The organism is Acinetobacter sp. YH12235, from assembly GCF_013417705.1.
Classification (GTDB): Bacteria; Pseudomonadota; Gammaproteobacteria; order Pseudomonadales; family Moraxellaceae; genus Acinetobacter.
The window spans coordinates 107,320-122,095 of sequence record NZ_VPDL01000007.1 but is presented as its reverse complement, the minus strand read 5'-3'; the positions used below and the strand labels follow the sequence as shown (position 1 = coordinate 122,095).

9 protein-coding genes and 1 pseudogene are annotated in these 14,776 nt (G+C 43.2%); 5 read left to right on the top strand and 5 right to left on the bottom strand.

Annotated features, from left to right (window positions below):
- A pseudogene (locus FTV13_RS05745) lies at positions 1–94 on the top strand (IS1595 family transposase); the annotation flags it as partial.
- A 112-nt stretch (positions 95–206) separates the two neighbouring features.
- Here the strand turns inward: FTV13_RS05745 and FTV13_RS05740 are convergent.
- The 4 genes from FTV13_RS05740 to putA form a co-directional block, all read right to left on the bottom strand.
- Complete coding sequence (locus tag FTV13_RS05740) at positions 207–770, bottom strand: lecithin retinol acyltransferase family protein (protein ID WP_125278319.1); 564 nt, start codon at positions 768–770, stop codon at positions 207–209.
- Positions 771–1,153: 383 nt separating this feature from the next.
- Positions 1,154–1,378, bottom strand: coding sequence for a hypothetical protein (locus FTV13_RS05735; RefSeq protein ID WP_004786091.1), 225 nt, complete (start codon positions 1,376–1,378; stop codon positions 1,154–1,156).
- A 241-nt stretch (positions 1,379–1,619) separates the two neighbouring features.
- Positions 1,620–2,702 carry a tRNA (uridine(54)-C5)-methyltransferase TrmA gene (gene trmA / locus FTV13_RS05730; RefSeq protein WP_179992323.1) on the bottom strand — a complete coding sequence of 361 codons (1,083 nt, stop codon included), beginning with the start codon at positions 2,700–2,702 and terminating at the stop codon, positions 1,620–1,622.
- Between the two features lie 179 nt (positions 2,703–2,881).
- Positions 2,882–6,634 carry a trifunctional transcriptional regulator/proline dehydrogenase/L-glutamate gamma-semialdehyde dehydrogenase gene (gene putA / locus FTV13_RS05725; RefSeq protein ID WP_179992324.1) on the bottom strand — a complete coding sequence of 1,251 codons (3,753 nt, stop codon included), beginning with the start codon at positions 6,632–6,634 and terminating at the stop codon, positions 2,882–2,884.
- 118 nt (positions 6,635–6,752) lie between these two features.
- Here putA and FTV13_RS05720 point away from each other — a divergent pair, with 118 nt between their 5' ends.
- Positions 6,753–7,250, top strand: a complete 498-nt coding sequence (locus tag FTV13_RS05720; RefSeq protein ID WP_004786082.1) for an Lrp/AsnC ligand binding domain-containing protein — start codon at positions 6,753–6,755, stop codon at positions 7,248–7,250.
- A 54-nt stretch (positions 7,251–7,304) separates the two neighbouring features.
- Here the strand turns inward: FTV13_RS05720 and putP are convergent, their stop codons facing one another.
- The gene (putP, locus tag FTV13_RS05715; protein ID WP_179992325.1) at positions 7,305–8,819 is read right to left on the bottom strand and encodes a sodium/proline symporter PutP; all 1,515 of its coding nucleotides are present in this window, start codon (positions 8,817–8,819) and stop codon (positions 7,305–7,307) included.
- 413 nt (positions 8,820–9,232) lie between these two features.
- Between putP and aspA the strand changes: the two genes are divergently transcribed.
- The 3 genes from aspA (at position 9,233) to mfd (ending at position 14,751) form a co-directional block, all read left to right on the top strand.
- A complete protein-coding gene (aspA, locus tag FTV13_RS05710) occupies positions 9,233–10,681 on the top strand; it encodes an aspartate ammonia-lyase (protein ID WP_179992326.1) in 1,449 nt (482 codons plus the stop codon).
- Between the two features lie 124 nt (positions 10,682–10,805).
- Entirely contained in the window at positions 10,806–11,165 is a 360-nt protein-coding gene (locus FTV13_RS05705; protein WP_179992327.1) for a hypothetical protein, read from the top strand.
- Positions 11,166–11,289: 124 nt separating this feature from the next.
- Positions 11,290–14,751 (top strand): transcription-repair coupling factor, encoded by a 3,462-nt coding sequence (mfd, locus tag FTV13_RS05700; protein ID WP_179992328.1) that lies wholly within the window; start codon positions 11,290–11,292, stop codon positions 14,749–14,751.
- Positions 14,752–14,776: the final 25 nt, after the last annotated feature.

The window sequence follows — 14,776 nt, the reverse complement described above, 5'->3', positions numbered from 1 at the left end:
AGAGTACTTTGATTATCATCTTAAAGAAACTGAATGGCGTTGGATGAGGGAACCTAATGAGTTAGCAACTGAGCTGTGGAACCTCATTAGGTAAAATTAAGTGTAAATCTGCTAGTCTAGAGCCTTTTTAAATATTTTTTTAAATATTTTTTTAAATATTTTTTGAATAGCTGGCTTAAAATTTTTAATAGCAAGAAACTAAAACCTTAACGATGTTTTAAATGATTGCCAAGATCTGGGCTATTGTTTTTAACCTGCTCATGTAGCTCACGATATTGCTCTAAACGTTGTTTAGCCTTGTCACGTAGCTTTTTCTTGATATAGAGAGCTAGGGCGAAACAGGTGGTCGTCAAGGTCAGGAAAAGGCTATTCATAAAGCTCATCATGGAGCTGATATAACCGATCGTCGTTAGGCGATTCATCATCTGAATGACTTGTGGGCTGCTTTCTACACCAGTGATTGCCCAAGTACAGAGATGTTCACAATTATTGATAATCAAGTGATAGTTATTTTCATGCATTCTGGAACGCATACGACGAACCACTTTACGGCCTTTGTATTTTGCTGAAGCATAGTACTGGATCTGAATCGGTTTGCCGTTACTGAATTTCTCAATTGAGGTAATTTCAATTGGATGCTTCTTAAATAAATGTGCAAAACCGGAGTAGTGGATGACACGACCACGCCCGGCATAAATCCCGTGATGAGTATAACCGAAATGTTTAACCATAAGATGCGCACCTATGGGAAACCGTTTAGTTCGCTGCATGTAAAGATTAAGCCATTTAATAACAAGTGTATTTTAAACAGCAAGTGTACTGTTTTTTTGTGAATTAATCGATGTTTTAGGACTTAATTCTATTCAGAATTCGTTGTCTAGACAGTCATCCTTAAATTTCTCGAACCTTATAAATGCTGTATGTGAACTGATTTGGACCGACCTACAATTATAATGCCTAAATAGCCTAAGCAAATATTAAAAGTCATTTATCTGCATGTTTGAAGAGAAGTGAAGATATAGAAACCCAAGTTCAGATAGAAAGATTAGGTTCCATCTGATTAAAAGCAAAGAGGGGTAGGCAAAAATCCAAATGATAGATATAAAAAAAAGCATTTGCGTATGCAAATGCTTTTTATCAAGACCTAAGCTGCTTATTGCAGCGGCAGGTGCTGAAGTTCATTGAGTTCTTTACGGCTGTAACCGCGAGAAGCTAGAACTTTTTTGATTCCGATAATGATATCTTCATCAGTTGCTTTAGACAGTGCTTCAAGGAGCTGTTCATTTGTCTTGCAAGAGCAATCATTTTCAACACAAGCAATCTGGTTCTTGTGTTCATTTTGTTGTTCATCTGAAAACAACTTCTGCCAGAAACTCATAGAGCCTTCATACACAACCTAACATAGGGTGAAATATATCCAATTTAATAAATAAAGCAATAGGACCTATGTGATAAAAGCAGCAGTCAGTATTTCAAATTTTCGATTGGAGATAAGATTTTGAACGATATTATTTGATTGAAACAAGATAATTCATGCATAAGTTACTAATTTTATGTATAAAAATGGAGCTAACAAAAGCTCCATTTATGTAACAAAAAAATAAATTGAAACAATATTTTTAGCGTTTTTCCAGCAGTACGCCTGACTCTACATGGTGGGTATAAGGAAACTGATCGAACAAGGCAAACTTGGTAATTTTATGGGTTTGGGACAATTGTTTCAGATTGTCGTGTAATGTGTCCGGATTGCAAGAAATGTAGATGATTCGTTCAAAGCGCTGTAGCAGTTTCAGTGTTTCATCATCGATCCCTGCACGTGGGGGATCGACGAATACCGTATCGAAGTCATAAGTTGACAGGTCAATATTGGCTTCTTGCAGACGGCGGAAAGTACGTTCACCATTAAAAGCTTGCGTAAATTCTTCAGCAGATAGACGTGCTACCTGAATATTGTCGATACCGTTCTGCTCGATATTCCATTCAGCCGCATACACAGATGACTTGGCCAATTCAGTTGCCAATGCACGACGGAAACGGGTAGACAATGGCAGGGTAAAGTTACCATTGCCACAATACAGCTCTAACAGATCTTTGTCAGATTGCTGCGCGGCATTACATGCCCATTCCAGCATTTTCTGGCAGACTTGCGCATTCGGCTGGGTGAAGCTGCTTTCGATCTGTTTGTACTGATATTTACGGTCAAATACAGTGAGTTCTTCTACGACAAACTCATCGCTCAAGACAAATTTCTGGCCACGGCTACGACCAATCAGCTTGATCTTCAATTTTTCAGCCAGTGCTTTAGCTGCAGGTTCCCAGCTTTCATCCAGTTTACGGTGATAGATCAGGGAAACCAGTACTTCACCTTTTAGTGTTGCTAGAAAGTGGACTTCAAATAGGCGGTGGCCTAGAGTTGCATCGGCTTTGAAGGCTTCTAGCAATTGCGGCATTAAGTCATTAATACTGCGGTCAGCCACAGGGAATTCATCAATACGGATCACTTTCTTGTTATTGTTCTGATCACGTTCAAACATGGCATAGAACAGGTCATCTTCAGTATGCCAGATCCGGAATTCAGCACGCATGCGATAGTACTGTTCAGGCGACTCAAATACTTCAAGGGCAGGTGGTTGATATTCGGCAAATTGCACGCTAATGCGTTCAACTTTGACATCCAGTTGTTGCTGATAAGATGAGGTCATATGCAGTAAAAAATCGCAAATATTTTGAAAGCCAAGATGGTAGCAAAAATTTGCTGTTCTGCCTAAGGCTATTCAGGGAAACAGGCTGGAAAAGCTGTTAAAAAAAGGCCAAATCTTCAAAGGGGAGAGATTTGACCATAAGAGGAAAGGGATTAAAATAATTTAAGTACTAAAGCTGTTTATAGGCCTGACATGGTCATGAGACTAGCATTACCACCTGCAGCTGCGGTATTGATACTGATTGCATGTTCAATCACGAAACGCTCCACTGGAATCTCATAATTTCCAGAGCTTAAATGCGTGATACCTACAATAGCTCCTTGTCGTCTTGTAATACGTTGCTGCAAATCCATCAATGCAGTGGTCTCGCCATGATGCAGTACAGCCTCAAAATCACCTGATTCAATATCTTTGATAACTTTAATAGCTTTCACCACACTCGCGGGCATGCTTTGCAGATACTTGAGTATAAAAGTATTGTCTGCGAGTACGGCCGGGCGGCTACCAACCGATAAGATCGCCAAGATTTGCTGAATCTGATCCATATCATTTTCTGCTAGAGAGAGCACACTCTCACGCGGCAAGATCATGTACTGGTTTTCTTCACCCGTTGGACCTTGCAGGCTAAAGCTATGTCCCGTTGCAATCTGAGCAGGAGCTTGCAAAGAAACCCGTGGAAAAGTCTTGCTTACCCAATCCTTAAAATCTTGCGACACCGGATTTTTAAGTAGTGCCTGAGCAGACTGCATCGCATAAGGCTGAGCCAGTTTCTTCTCAGACACCTGATGCATTAAACGGTAGATATAAAGTGGACCACCGGCTTTCGGACCAGTCCCAGACAGACCTTCACCACCAAAGGGCTGTACACCCACCACAGCACCGACAATATTTCGGTTGATATACAAGTTCCCGACATGTGCTTTTGAAATTACAGTCTGCATGGTTTCATCGATCCGGGTATGTAGGCCCATAGTCAGGCCATATCCTTTGCTGTTGATCTGATCTAGTAGTTGTGGCAGCTCGCCGGCTTTATAGCTAATCAGATGTAGTACTGGACCAAAGATTTCACGCTCAAGATCATTTAAATTCGGCAGTTCAATCAAGGTCGGTGGAATAAAAGTCCCTTGAGCCAGATCAGAAGCATCTTGATTAAACATCAGCTGATGAACTTGATGACCTTTACTGCGCATCTGATCAATATGTTTCTGGATATTCTGCTGTGCTTCGGCATCAATCACTGGACCAATATCGGTTTTGAGTAGAACCGGATTGCCGACACGTAGCTGTTGCATGGCTCCTTGTAGCATCTTACGCACAGTATCCAGATTGTCTTCCTGCACACAGAGTACACGCAGGGCAGAACAGCGCTGACCAGCACTATCAAAAGCTGAGTTAACTACATCCAGCACAACCTGTTCGGTGAGCGCTGATGAATCTACGATCATGGCATTCTGACCACCAGTTTCGGCAATTAAAGTGACGCTTTCGCCAAACTGATTCAGTCGTTCTGCTACGGTCTTCTGTAGAATTTTTGCTACTTCAGTAGAACCGGTAAACATGATGCCTTGGATGCGTGAATCTTGGCTGAGTTGAGCTCCAATGGTTTCACCACGACCCGGTAATAATTGCAGTACATCTTGTGGAATACCCGCTTCCCAGAGAATCTGCACAGCTTGAGCGGCAATCAACGGAGTCTGTTCAGCAGGTTTTGCGATGACTGTATTGCCAGCAACCAATGCCGCCGAAATCTGTCCGGTAAAGATCGCTAACGGGAAGTTCCAAGGACTAATGCAGAGTACAGTTCCTAAAGGCTGAATATGTACATCATTAGACAGGTCCAGCATCTGGCCAGCATAATAGCGCAGGAAGTCAATTGCTTCGCGAACTTCCGCAATCGCATTGGCATAAGTTTTACCGGCTTCACGAGACAGAAGGACCATCAGTGGTAACAGACGTTCCTGCATCAGGTCAGCGGCTTTATTGAGACAGGCAGCACGTTCATTCTTTGGCAAGTTGCTCCAGAAACTTTGTGCATTTACGGCCTGAGTCAGGGCTATTTCAGCCTGTTCAGTCGTTGCTTCATATACAGTACCCACCACATCTTGATGCTGGGCTGGGTTGATAATCTGTACAGGATGACTGTTAATTTCTGAGAAAGCAGTACCCATTGCAGCAGCCTGGAATTGGCTATTCGCCAAGTCAGTTGCAACTTCATTTAAGGCTTGCAGGTCTGCGTCACTGGCCAGATCCAAACCGGACGAATTTGGACGCAGAGCACCGTATAAATCTTTTGGATAAGGAATCTGCGGGTGTTTGGCACCTAAGGCATTTTCTTGTTGAGCTGCTTTTAAAATGGTTTGACGCGGATTCTCAATTAGGTCTTCGACTTTTAAACTCTTGTCAGCAATGCGATTGACGAAAGAGGTATTCGCGCCATTTTCTAGCAAGCGACGAACCAGATAGGCCAGTAGGGTTTCATGGTTACCGACCGGCGCATAGATCCGGCATGGAATACCAAGTTTACCAGCCGCTTTATCACCTACCACATTTTCATATAGCGGTTCACCCATGCCATGCAGACATTGGAATTCGTATTGACCGGCATAATAGCGGTCTGGATTAGCGAGCTGATAAATCGTGGCAACAGTCTGCGCATTATGTGTCGCAAATTGTGGGTAAATATAGTCCGGTTCTGCCAGTAGTTTACGTGCGCAGGCAATATAGGATAGGTCAGTATGCACTTTACGGGTAAATACCGGATAATCAGACATACCTTCGATCTGGGCTTTCTTGATCTCGCTATCCCAATACGCACCTTTCACCAGACGAATCATCAGGCGTTTCTGGCTGCGTTTAGCCAGATCAATGATGTAATCCACGACATAGAAGCAGCGTTTCTGGTAGGCCTGAATCACAAAACCAATGCCTTTCCAGTTATCGAGTTCAGGTTCAAAACACAAGCGTTCTAAAAGCTCTAAGGAAATTTCCAGACGCTCAGTTTCTTCGGCATCAATATTCAGGCCGATATTATAGTTTTTCGCCAGAACTGCCAGATTCAGTACCTTGCTATACAGTTCATCATTCACACGATCCATTTGTGAACGTTGATAACGTGGATGCAGTGCAGACAGTTTGATGGAAATACCGGGACCGTTATAAACATCCTTATCTGTTGATGCCTTGCCGATAGCATGAATGGCGTCTTGATAGTCCTGATAATAACGCTCCGCATCTGGATCGGTCAGCGCTGCTTCACCAAGCATGTCATAAGAATATTGGAAACCTTTATCTTCTAGTCGTTCTGCATTTTTCAGGGCTTCATCAATGGTTTCGCCAGTGACAAACTGCTCACCCATCATGCGCATTGCGACGTCCACCGCTTTACGGATGATGCCACGGCCACTACGTGCTAAAAGACCGGTTAATAAACTCGACAGGCTTTTCTGCTGTGGAGTTTCCATCAGCTTTCCAGTGAGCATTAACCCCCAAGCCGCAGCATTCACAAACATCAGCTGGCTTTGACCAAGATGTTCTTTCCAGTTGCCCTGATTGATTTTGTCGCGGATCAGTAAGTCACGGGTTGCTGTATCTGGAATACGTAGTAAGGCTTCTGCCAGACACATCAAGGCAATCCCTTCCTGAGAAGAGAGCGAAAATTCCTGAAGCAGTCCTTGTACGATACCGGCTTTACCGCCTGAGCCTTTACGCTCGCGCAGGGAATGTGCCAGATCAAAAGCCAGGCACTGAATTTTATCTGTCAGTTCTGAAGAAATTTCACTATGTTCCAGCAGCGTTTCCATGCACTCGGACTCGGCACGTCGCCATGCGGTATTGATGCGCTGTTCATATTGGTTTTTATCCTTAAATTCAGCAATGTAATTCGATTGCTTCACTGCATTCGAGTGCGAATTCGGGCGTATTGTGGTGGACATAGTGACTTCCTGTACTGCGTCAATCGGTTCTTTGAGTTGAATGAGTTTTAATCTATAATCCCAAAATAATTGACGAATATCTCACTATAGTTTGTATCATTTTTAGAGAATAATTCTAATGAATAGCCCATATTTAAGCCTTGACCGAATAGATATTCGCATCCTTGATTTGCTGCAGTCTGAATCGAAAATTTCCAATATTAAACTGGCAGAGATGGTGAATCTTTCACCAACTGCGGTACTGGCGCGTGTACAAAAACTGACTAAGGAGGGATTTATTCTCGGTTATGAAGCGCGACTTAATCCAATTATGCTGAATAACGGTTTTGTGGTCTTTGTCGAAATTCTGCTGGATAAAACCACACCGAATGTGTTGGAAGAATTTTCCGAGGCGGTACAGCATATTCCCGATATCGTGGAATGTCATATGATTAGTGGCGGTTTTGATTTTGTGGTGAAAATCCGCTGTGCCAATATGGATGAATTCCGAAAAATCTCCGGTGATATTTTGTGGCAATTACCGGGGGTAAAAGAAACCCGTAGTTATCCAGTAATGGAAGTGATCAAGGAAACCCAGCAGATCAAGCTGAAAATGCCGGCTAAAGCTAAGGTATAAATTCAGACAAAACAAAAGGGACACGAAGTCCCTTTTTAATTTGAAATAGAAAGATTATTTATTCATTTCAGCCATTTCTTTCTGATATTCGGCTTTTGCCAGTTCAAAACGATTGACGACATCGTGGTTTGGCGCTTTATCCAATAGGCTCACAATCACGATACTTAGCGCTGCCAGAATAAAGCCCGGGATGATCTCGTACAGACTAGTATCACCCATATAATTTTTCCAGGCAATTACAGTCACGGCGCCCATCACCATTCCGACAATCGCGCCGTTGAGGGTCATACGTTTCCAGAACAGTGAGAAAATGATCAAAGGACCAAAGGCAGCGCCAAAGCCAGCCCAGGCATAAGCCACCAGACCCAGAACTTTACTGTTTGGATTGATGGCCAATGAAATTGCAATCAAGGCAATCACAATCACCATGCCACGACCGACCCAGATCAGTTCTTTTTGCGAAGCATTTTTACGTAGGAAACCCTTATATAAATCTTCAGTCAGGGTAGTCGAGCAGACCAGTAACTGGCAGCTCAATGTACTCATAATCGCAGCCAGAATTGCCGCTAATATGATGCCTGCAATCCAAGGGTTAAACAGGATTTTGGTCAATTCCATAAACACGGTTTCAGGATTCTGGTTGACGATTGCAGCAGCAGGAAGGTCAGGATTTGCTGCAAAATAAGCAATCCCGATATAGCCCGCCGACATTGCACCCACCAGACACAGAATCATCCAGGTCATGCCGATCCGGCGTGCAGTAGGAATAGTTTTGACCGAATCTGCCGCCATAAAGCGCACCAGAATATGTGGCTGACCAAAATAGCCTAAGCCCCAAGCCAAGCTAGAAATAATCGCGACAAAACTTAGGCCTTCCAGCATATTGGATGCATGTGGACGGGCAGTTTCCAGTAGGGTGCCCACCTGTTGAGCGTTATCACCCAATGCCAGATAGGTAATGATGGGTGTAATAAGCAACGCAAAGATCATTAAGCCAGCCTGAAAGGTATCGGTCCAACTGATTGCCAGGAAGCCGCCAATACACACATACAGAATCGTGGCCACTGCACCGAGCCAAAGTGCTGTCGTGTAATCCCAGCCAAACAGGCTTTCGAACAGACGCGCACCTGCGACCATACCGGAAGCACAGTAAATTGCAAAGAACACCAGAATCACAATGGCTGATAGTAAGCGTAAGATTCGTTTCTTATCCGCAAAACGGCTGGTGAAATAATCAGGCAGGGTCAGAGCATTGTTCTGAAATTCAGTATGGGCACGCAGACGGCCAGCTACCAGTAACCAGTTCAGCCAGGCGCCAATAATCAGGCCAATCGCAATCCAGACTTCTGACAGACCGGAAAAATAGATGGCTCCGGGTAAGCCCATCAGCAGCCAGCCACTCATGTCGGATGCACCTGCGGAAAGCGCAGTCACTACACTGCCCAGACTTCGCCCACCCAGAATATATTCATCAAAATTGGACGTCGCACGATAGGCATATAAACCGATCCCAATCATGGCGACGATATAAAACATAAAAGTAATCAGTGTTGGGTTAAGCGAGCTCATAGGCAGAGTATCCTTAAATTTTAAACATCATCATCCGGGATGATTTTTGAACTGCATTCACAGGGCAGTGATTCAAACATGGTTTAAAAATTACACTCTGTAACAGTTGAGCAGCTTTTGTGTATATTTTATGTAAATTAAGAATTTTCTCATATAAATGAAGAATTAGTAGAGGGTTATAAAATACAAAGTTACACATGGTTTTGAAGAAAAATAAATAATTTTAATAAACAGTTAAATTCATTGAACTTTTGTATTTTAATTACACAATTTTACAAAAATAACAACAATCTCGAATTAGACATATTTTGTTTCAAATCCTGCTTAAATCACTTCTATTTGTTTTTAGGGCCTCTCTTCATAGTGAATGAATGCCATTCTGAATGGTGCATCATTGCTAAGAGTAATATGACATGGACAATATGTTGCAAATAGAATCAAGTCGAATTGAACAGGATTTATTGGGGAAAAAACAAATTCCCCAGCACAGCTATTATGGTATTCATACTTTGCGTGCGATTGAGAATTTTCAGATCTCAGGTCTGGCAGTAGGTCAGCAAGCACACTTTATTCGCGCATTGGCGCAAGTTAAAAAAGCAGCAGCACAAACGAATTTACATTTTCAGAAAATATCAGAACAACAAAGTAGTGCTATTCAACAAGCCTGTGATGAATTAATTCATCAACCTCAGGACTGGCAGGAGGCATTTCCGCTTGATCCTTATCAGGGTGGAGCTGGTACTTCTATCAATATGAATGCGAATGAGGTTATTGCAAATCGGGCGCTAGAATTGCTCGGGCATCGTAAAGGCGATTACCATATCCTGCATCCAAATGATCATGTGAATACTTCACAATCAACCAATGATGTCTATCCCACGGCACTACGTCTAGCGACTTATACACGTCTGGATGAACTGCTTCATGTACAAAAATCGTTGATTGATACTTTATATAGCAAGTCATCAGAGTTTCAATATGTGATCAAGATGGGGCGTACCCAGTTACAGGATGCAGTCCCAATGACTCTGGAACAGGAATTCCGTGCTTTCGCAACCTTATTAAAAGAAGACCTGAAGCTGATTGAGCAAATGCGTCAGTTATTGCTGGAAGTGAATCTGGGTGCGACCGCCATTGGAACCGGCGTGAATACTCCAGATGGTTATGCCAAACATGCAGTACAAACTTTAGCGAAAATTACTGGCCTACCTTTAAAAGGCGCGGAAGATTATGTCGAAGCGACCAGCGATTGCGGCGTGTTTATTATTCTATCAAGCAGCCTGAAACGTCTGGCTGTTAAATTATCCAAGATCTGTAATGACTTGCGTCTTTTAAGTTCTGGCCCGCGTACCGGTCTAGCGGAAATCCGTTTGCCAGAATTACAGGCGGGTTCTTCTATCATGCCAGCTAAGGTCAATCCGGTTATTCCAGAAGTAGTCAATCAGATTGCATTTCGTGTGATTGGTAATGACCTGACTGTGACAATGGCAGCAGAAGCAGGGCAATTACAGCTTAATGTTATGGAGCCGGTCATTGCAGTATCCTTAAATGAATCCATCCAATTATTAACTCAAGGTATGCAGACCCTACAACAAAAATGTATTGCCGGGATTCAGGCCAATGAACAGAACTGTTTAAATGCAGTGATGCGCAGTATCGGGATTATCACCTTACTGGAACCACTTTTAGGTCATGCCACTTGTGATGAAATTGGCAAGCAATGTATTCGTGAAAATAAAACTGTACCCGAAGTGGTGCTGGAACTGGGTTTGTTAAGTGAAATTCAGCTGGATGAAATTTTTGCCTTTGAAAATCTGGTTTCAGAAGTCCCAATGATGAATCAATGGGAACAGGTATCCTGAAAGTTTAAGGATGAGCCGAATATAGATTCGTGCTGATTTTAACCATTTGCCTCAAATCCCGTCTGTGGGTTTGGGGCATTTTCATCTAGACTATATCGATGACACAATGAATTGAGTGCATAGCATGTTTGATAAAATCAGCAACTTATTTAAATCAAATAAACCTGATCCGGCTCAGATTTTTCTGGAAGAGAATCATATCCAATATGTAGAAGGGACTGGCTATATTGTGGATGGGATTAATTTAAATCAGGAGCTGGGTGAGCGACTGGAATATTTGTCTAACCGACGCATGAAAACTTTTGATGATTTAAAAGCGCTATATTCAACTGCAATGATCATTAATGAAAAAATTGATCTGGAAATTGCCAATCAGCGTTTTAATGCAAGATTAGGAAATACTGAAGAAAACCTGCTGCAATTCAAAGCAATTGTGAAAAAGTTGAATGACTATTATCGTAACTTTTTACGTGATAAAAAATAACTGAATCATAGGCTGATTTTATCCTATGCAGTCAATCTGTAACGACTGCATAAAAATAACGAAATAGCACCAGATCATCGTGATAGTATAAGCTTCATGTTGTTTAGACTTTAAAGCTATATACATGTTCCAACAAGAAATTTCCCAACTTAATTTAACAAAGCTCAAGGTAGGCGAGAAACGCTGGTTAGGCAATCTGCAAGGCTCGTCTACTGCATTATTGCTGAAAGAAATTATCAAGCAGCAACGATCGCGTCTATTTGTTATTGTTGCGCGTAATAACCAGCATTTGGGTCAACTGGAAAGTGAACTGGAATTTTATGGGATTAAACCGACCATATTTCCAGACTGGGAAATTTTGCCTTATGACCGTCTGTCACCGCATCAGGATATCGTCTCTGAACGTCTGGCAATTTTATCTAATATGCCCCAAGGTGGCGTATTGTTGCTGGCAGCTTCTACATTGGCACAGCGTGTTGCACCTACTTCATGGGTGCTGGGTGAACACTTCGATATTCGAGTCGGGCAAAAGCTGGATCTGGAACAGCAAAAGAAAAAACTGATTCAGGCTGGTTATCATCTGGTCGACACCGTTTATGACCATGGTGAATTTGCAGTTCGCGGTAGCATTATCGATATATATGCTTCAGGTCAGGATGCACCAATCCGGATTGACCTGTTCGATGATGAAATTGAAACCCTGAAATTTTTTGATCCGGAAACGCAACGTACTACGCAAACTCTAGAACAATTTACCGTATTACCTGCACAAGAATTTCCACTGAAGGAGGGTCGTGCTACTTTCCGTGACCGTTATGCAGAATTTTTCCCCACAGCTAATCCAAAGAAAAATCCAATTTATCAGGATGTAATGGATGGCATTGCTTCACCGGGAATTGAGTTCTACCTGCCTTTATTCTTTAGTCATGAAGCGATGCAAGGGCAAAGTACCTTAATTTCATACTTACCAAAGAATGGCATTGTCATTACAGATAAGGCGTTGGAGCAGAGTTTAGAACAGTTCTGGCAGGACGTAACTCGCCGTTATGAAGATCGCTGCCATAATATTGATCAGCCGATTCTGCCGCCTGAAGCACTGTTCTGTCCGACCAATCAGCTTTTAGAACAGCTAAATCAGTTTAGTCGCATCATTGCGGCACAAGAAGCTTTTGATGAGAAAGCCGGCGTGATTAATCTGGATACCCAGTTACCACCACGCTTGCCTGTTGATCCAAAACGTGAAAAGCCCTTTACCGAAGTCAAAAAATATATTGATGCGGCCGATCATCCGGTTTTACTGGTTGCTGAAAGTGCTGGTCGTCGTGAAACCTTAAAAGATGCGCTGCGCCCAAGTCTGGGCGATATTCCGACCGTAGAAAACTTTGATGCTTTTGTCGATTCTCTGCATGCGATTGCGATTACCAGTGCACCATTGGAACGTGGTCTGGTTCTGACAAATCGGATCAGTGTGATCTCGGAAAATCAGCTTTACGAACATCGTGTGGTCCAACGTCGTCGCAAGCGTCAGCAGGAAGTATCAGAAGAATTCCTGATCCGCAGTCTGACCGAGCTAAGCATTGGTGCACCAGTGGTACACATTGATTATGGTGTAGGACGTTATGCAGGCTTAATTACTTTAAGTATCGATGATCAGGACCATGAATTTCTGCAACTGGACTATGCTGAAGGCGCTAAAGTCTATGTGCCGGTGACTAACCTGCATCTGATCAGCCGCTATAGTGGTGGCGATCCAGATCTCGCACCGTTACATAAACTGGGTACGGATGCCTGGAATAAAGCCAAACGTAAGGCTTTGGAACAGATTCATGATGTCGCAGCCGAGTTATTACATATTCAGGCACGTCGTTCATCTAAGCCGGGCATCAGTTTTGAGGTTGATCAAAGTCTGTATATGCAGTTTGCTAGCGGCTTTGCTTATGAAGAAACACCGGATCAGGCCAATGCGATTGAAGCCACACTATATGATATGCAACTGGCAAAACCAATGGACCGTCTGGTCTGTGGTGATGTCGGTTTTGGTAAAACTGAAGTCGCCATGCGGGCAGCCTTTGTCGCAGTTCAAAATAACCGTCAGGTTGCGGTATTAGTGCCTACCACTTTGCTGGCACAACAGCATTATGAATCTTTTAAAGACCGTTTTGCGGACTGGCCAGTTCGGATTGAGGTGCTTTCCCGTTTCGGTTCATCTAAAGCGCATACCAAAACGATTGAGGGTTTAGCGGATGGCAAAGTCGATATTGTCATCGGCACCCATAAGCTTTTACAGGAAAATGTCCAGTTCCATAATCTGGGACTGATGATTGTCGATGAAGAACATCGTTTCGGGGTGCGTGATAAAGAACGTATTAAAGCCTTGCGTGCCGATGTGGATATGCTGACCCTAACAGCAACGCCAATTCCACGTACCCTAAATATGGCCTTTAGTGGTATGCGTGATCTGTCCATTATTGCAACACCACCAGCACGCCGTCTGGCTGTAAAAACTTTTGTGCAGGAACATACCAGCGACACCATTCGAGAGGCGATTCTGCGTGAATTACTGCGTGGTGGTCAGGTCTATTTCCTGCATAATGAAGTCGATACCATTGACCGTGCTGCAGAAAATATCCGGAATCTGGTGCCGGAAGCACGTGTCATTGTGGCCCATGGGCAAATGCGTGAGCGTGAACTGGAGCAGGTGATGCAGCAGTTCTATCACAAGGAATACAATGTTCTGGTGTGCTCGACTATTATCGAGACCGGGATTGATGTACCTAATGCCAATACTATTATTATTGAGCGGGCAGACAAGCTCGGTCTTGCACAGTTACACCAGTTGCGTGGCCGGGTTGGGCGTTCGCATCACCAGGCTTATGCCTATCTGTTAGTGCCATCCCTAAAAGCCTTGAAAGGTGATGCAGAAAAACGTCTGGAAGCGATTCAACGTGCCTCGACTTTGGGTGCAGGCTTTATGCTGGCCACCGAAGATCTGGAAATTCGCGGTGCAGGTGAACTTCTAGGTGAGCAGCAAAGTGGTTCGATGCAGGCGATCGGCTATAGCCTGTATATGGAAATGCTGGAAAAGGCGACTAAAGCGATTCAAAAAGGTAAAACGCCGAATTTTGATGCACCACTGTCTTTAACTGCGGAAATCAACCTGCATATGCCAGCCCTGATTCCGGACGATTATCTGGGTGATGTACATCAGCGCTTGCTGTTCTATAAACGCATCAGTAATACTGATACTCAGGAAAAACTCGATAATATCCGTATGGAACTGATTGACCGTTTTGGCATTCCGCCGCAACCGGTGAAACAATTATTTGCTGTGCATCAGCTACGTCTTAAAGCCGAGCAATTGGGCATCACTAAAATTGACATTGGTGGGCAGGGTGGCCATATCGAATTTGCACCAGATACGCCAGTTCAAGCCATGAGTATTATCCAGATGATGCAGAAACATCCGACATATTTCAGGATGGAAGGCGGTCAGCGATTAAAAGTGATGGTGATGCTGGAAGATTATCAAAAAAGAATCCAGTTCATCAGCGATTTACTGGATAGCCTATTAAAAGAGCTAAATTAATAGTTTTAGATTTTATAGAATATGA